The organism is Streptococcus mitis (assembly GCF_946190275.1).
Lineage (GTDB): Bacteria > Bacillota > Bacilli > Lactobacillales > Streptococcaceae > Streptococcus > Streptococcus mitis_DC.
On record NZ_CAMHZQ010000081.1, the window covers coordinates 1 to 269 of the forward strand.

Here is a 269-nt window from a genome sequence, read left to right on the forward strand (position 1 = left end):
TCTGCTTTTTGTTGATCTGTTAAGTTTTTATCTGCGTCAATTTCTGCTTTTTCTTTGTTAGCTGCTTCTGTTAAGTCAGATTTCGCTTGCTCTTTTGCTTTGTCTAACTCTGTTTGGTGCACTGCATCGATTGCTTTCTTACCTGCTTCTGTTGCTTTCGCTACTTCTTCCGGTGTTGTCGCGTTATCGATTTTTTCTTCTTGAGCTTTCTTAACCTTATCTACTTCTGCTTTCTTATCTGCTTTTTGTTGATCTGTTAAGTTTTTATC

Annotated in this window: 1 protein-coding gene; it reads right to left on the reverse strand. The window is 37.2% G+C overall.

The genetic code is table 11. From position 1 onward, the window contains the following. Window positions 1-269: DUF1542 domain-containing protein (locus N8M20_RS10315; RefSeq protein ID WP_261080527.1), on the reverse strand; the 269-nt coding region annotated here is incomplete at both ends.